Annotated in this window: 3 protein-coding genes; 2 read left to right on the top strand and 1 reads right to left on the bottom strand. The window is 30.9% G+C overall.

The genetic code is table 11. The annotated features are described in order from the left end of the window. The first annotated feature begins 149 nt into the window (after positions 1 to 149). Complete coding sequence (locus FYJ25_RS14155; RefSeq protein ID WP_154581581.1) at positions 150 to 701, top strand: YARHG domain-containing protein; 552 nt, start codon at positions 150 to 152, stop codon at positions 699 to 701. 159 nt (positions 702 to 860) lie between these two features. Then, positions 861 to 1034 carry a helix-turn-helix domain-containing protein gene (locus FYJ25_RS14150; protein ID WP_154581580.1) on the top strand — a complete coding sequence of 58 codons (174 nt, stop codon included), beginning with the start codon at positions 861 to 863 and terminating at the stop codon, positions 1032 to 1034. 113 nt (positions 1035 to 1147) lie between these two features. Here FYJ25_RS14150 and FYJ25_RS14145 read toward each other — a convergent pair whose 3' ends face one another. Beyond that, positions 1148 to 3871, bottom strand: coding sequence for a hypothetical protein (locus FYJ25_RS14145; protein ID WP_154581579.1), 2724 nt, complete (start codon positions 3869 to 3871; stop codon positions 1148 to 1150). Positions 3872 to 4138 lie beyond the last annotated feature (267 nt).

The raw sequence follows: 4138 nt of genomic DNA, 5'->3' as shown, positions 1-4138 counted from the left end.
TTGAGTTTGGTCACTTACATTATACATGAAAAAGGGGGTCATTGCTTTTTTATTCGTAAAAAGTGATGAAATCCTTGAAAATATAAGGTTTTAAACAAAAATAGGACTGTAAAACTTTACAGTACCTATTTTTGATAGGGGAAAGTTTTATGAAAACAAGTATGAAATTTTTTATGGCACTAGCTATAGTTTCAATATGCCTTTCTAAATGTGGTGGTTCAAGCGGAGAGAAGACTGCCAAACATAGTACACAGTCAGAAGCAATGAGAATTAAACAAAAAATAGCAGAGATGGCAGGAGAAGATGATGATTTGGACGAAGAGGAAAATTCGGAACTTTTAGCAGGTGTTGATTCAGGATATGCTACAGAAGAGAGTACAGCATTTTCGGTTGCTAGTGATTCAGAATATATTGCAGACGAAGAACAAGATTCTTCCGTAGATGGTGATTATATATTAGAGGGTAGTGATTCCAGATACATTACAGAAAAAGAAGTAGAAAATCTCAGCGATGCAGACCGTAGACTGGCTAAAAATGAAATATATGCACGACATGGGAGAATGTTTGATAGTGCAGATTTACAAGATTACTTTGAATCAAAAAGCTGGTATAAAGGAACGGTAAAGCCAAGTGATTTTGATGAAAGTGTTCTTAACAAATATGAAAAAGCTAATATTGATTTAATAAGTAGCATGGAATAAGGGTATAATGGGAAGAATCTTTATAAGGGTTCTTCCTGTTTTTATATGCAAAAATATTTATTATACAGAATTTAAAATTAATCTGTAAAAGAAAGAATGAAACCGTTTTAAACAGTAGTAAACACATTTTTAAAAATAAAATGAGAGAGGTGTTAATTTATGTATGAGTATATTCCAGAGATAATGACATTTAAAGAATGTCAAAATATTTTAAGAGTTGGAAAAAATACATTGATTGATTTAATACATACGGGAAAGATACAGGCTTTTAAAGTGGGAAGTCGATGGAAGATAACAAAGCAGGCAGTAATTGAGTTTATCCAGTACAGATAAGTCAACTGGAAAGCGATATTAGGAATAAGTAGTTTATGCAAATAAAAAATACAGCATAGAGATAGATTAAAAGCTCTTTGCTGTATTTTTTATTTAAGGAAACAGTGTATTAATTATAGTCTTTGGTCGGTGTCCTGTTTTTGGACATCGGCATTTTTTAGATAATCAAATTCACAAAAATCGGCTTGTTCACAAGGAAAATTAGAGAATACAAATACTGTACTGTTTGTTCGTAGTAATCGTGATCTGCCAACTGCTTGCTCCAACTCTGAAGAAATTAGATAGAATTGGATTCGCTGTAAAATCTCATTTTTATATGACATCATACGAAAACGATCCCCTTTATAATTAACACGGCGGTTTTTGTATGAGTTAGTGCTGCTTTCCGATATATCAATAGTACAGGCAATCAATTCGTATAGATATGTTGGAAAATGTGGAGTACCTATAATTACTCCATTTTTTCCAGAATAACAATCTGTTCCGGCGAGATTACCAAAATGTAATGTATTCTTTAATTGTAGGTCTTTTTCATACTTTTTAAAAGTAATGCCATAGGTTACGTGATAAGTGTAAGAAAGAATCTTTTTGAATAACATAGTCGGAGTTGAATAAGATAAATCATTGGATTTTATGATGTTTTTTATCGTATTTCGGCTCATAGAATATGCAGGATATTGGATTACATTTCCCATATATGCTGCTTGCTTAACTTCATGAAGAATGAATTCTCTTGTAGGAAAGAATAATTCATAAATAACATTATCTAACGTCGCAGACAGTATAATTAACTTACATTTGGGAAATTTAATCGGAGGAAGATATTTAATACAGTCTTTCTGTCGCATATAGCATCCAGCCTTTAGAAATTCTGTAAGATTGTCGTTAGCCTTGCATTTTTCTATTGTTTCAATATCGAGTTCGATACGACCGTAGGTTTCTTTCTTATAGCATTTTCCTTCTTGCAAATCTAATAAATTTTCTATCTCTAATCTGGCTTCATATGATAACCTAGATTCTTTTAAGACATTTTCAAGAGTAGAAATTTTAACAGACCCTACTCTTGTGAGCATACTATTGTATAAAATGTCTTCATCTATTATTATTTCAAATTTTTTCAAAAGTTTAGTTGGAAGTGAAAGAAAACGAGCATGTGTCATAATAACACATTTAGATGTTTTTTCTAAATAATCTTCAGGGTGTAAATACTTATTAAAAGCATCTGAGGGACGTTCTGTAGCACCTGATAAAAAGAACTCATCATCTATAGAAGCTTCTAATTCCATACAAATTTCTGCTATTGCTTCACGTGCCTCATCAAAATTTCCTTCTTCATAATATTTTTTTAGAGTTTGCTTTGTAGCAGGTTCGAGCATCAAATCATTAAGAGCTGGGATGTCTAATACTTTATCTTTTCCTATCTTTTCTTTCAGCTCATTTTTTAAATTACTTGTAGGGACTGCGATTAATAGTGGTTTTTTAAATCTCGAAGATTTGATTAAATTAATATATAGGGTGGTTTTTCCTATACCGGTTTGACCGGGGATTAAGTGAATTCGGTTTTTTGTATTTTTTAGAGCCGTTTTCAATGCATGGGATACTTGTTTAACGCTTTCATCTATAGAGACAAAATCATAATTTTTAGTACGAAAAATAAATTTTTTTTTACGTAGGGTTTCTAATAGAGTATATCCATGATTGCAAGTATTGCTATATTTACATACCTCACATCTTTGCGGTTTGTAATTATTTTCTTCCATAAAATGGAAGTGTTTTCGCCAATCATATAAATTTGAATCAGGATAATGTTTTTTTAGTGCGTCAAAGAATCGCTTTTGATATCCTGTAATAAATCTAATGTTTGTTGCTAACAAAAATTTATCATCATGATTTAAACGCTCACCAGTGCCGTTAGTAAATTCTCTCCATAATCTACAAAGGCTACATATTTTATTCTCAGCTACTTTCTCAATTTTTTTAGGTTTCTCGTTCTTATCTACATATATTTTTAACCCCTCTTTCTCTTTTTGCTCTTCGCTAAACTCATAAAAAATAATTTTTGAAGACATATTTGGAATATATAATTCATATTTAATATTCTTTCCTATTAGGTCGTCATTTTTATAGTAAGAAGGAGAGGTGACACCCTCACGGGTGATTATGTATGCCGGATTTCCTTTAAAAAAAATATTAAAATGGTTATCGCTTAACCCAATTCCATATCTACGAGCAAATGTTTTTATATTTCTAGCAAAATTTTTTCTATCATCTTCATGCAAAAATTTTTCAAAAGATTGTACTAAGTTATATACATTAAATGTATTTTCACCTGTTTCTTCGACAACATTATTGAAGTCAATTAATCCTTTTCCACCGTAAAATAATCTGGCAGTTTCAAAACAGAGTTTATCTGCTTCAGGAAACATCTTTTTCAACATTTTTAAAATCATATCGGCTAACCATCTTTCTGTAATTGGAACAATATGGCATAAGATAATCCTATACTTTGGATGTTCTGGAGTGGAACTGAATGTATGATAAGAGAAAACGATTGGAAGATGATACTTCTTTAACTTCTGTTTGATTTTTTCATAATCTGGTTCATTGTCAAAATCTAATCCGAATAATTGACATTGTTCAAAATTTTCTTGTTTACTTGCCATCCCATTAAAAGTTGCAGGGAGAAATGAGTGTCCATGATTCCCTATGCATTCGGCAATGGTTTTAATATCATAATAATCTTCTTCTTCAGGCAACCTCTTTTTCATAAAAGCGGTTTGACTACTGGTTGGTTTACATTGAAATGCTGTTTTATCGAGAGATATTTTAATATTCATAAATAAAAACTCCTTTCTTTAATTTAATTAGGAAGGTGTTTGGAGAATAATTTGTTTTTATTAAAATGCAAAAAGAATTTTTTATTTTGTTCGGAATATGGGCGATTCTCCCATGTTGCAAAAAAAATTAGACACGATTAGTATAATGGTCTCATAAATTAAGACACTTTTTCGGACAGTTTTTAATGAATCTGATATACTTAAACCAGTATGAAAGAAAGGATCCATTATCATGTCCAGACAAAGAAGAAATTTTAATGCCAAATT

It is taken from the genome of Anaerobutyricum soehngenii (genome assembly GCF_009697165.1).
Lineage (GTDB): Bacteria > Bacillota > Clostridia > Lachnospirales > Lachnospiraceae > Anaerobutyricum > Anaerobutyricum soehngenii.
This window is presented reverse-complemented; position numbering and strand designations above follow the sequence as displayed.

Coding starts and splice junctions, on each gene's coding strand:
- FYJ25_RS14155 (WP_154581581.1), top strand. CDS start 150: ATGAAAACAAGTATGAAATTTTTTATGGCACTAGCTATAGTTTCAATA.
- FYJ25_RS14150 (WP_154581580.1), top strand. CDS start 861: ATGTATGAGTATATTCCAGAGATAATGACATTTAAAGAATGTCAAAAT.
- FYJ25_RS14145 (WP_154581579.1), bottom strand. CDS start 3,871: ATGAATATTAAAATATCTCTCGATAAAACAGCATTTCAATGTAAACCA.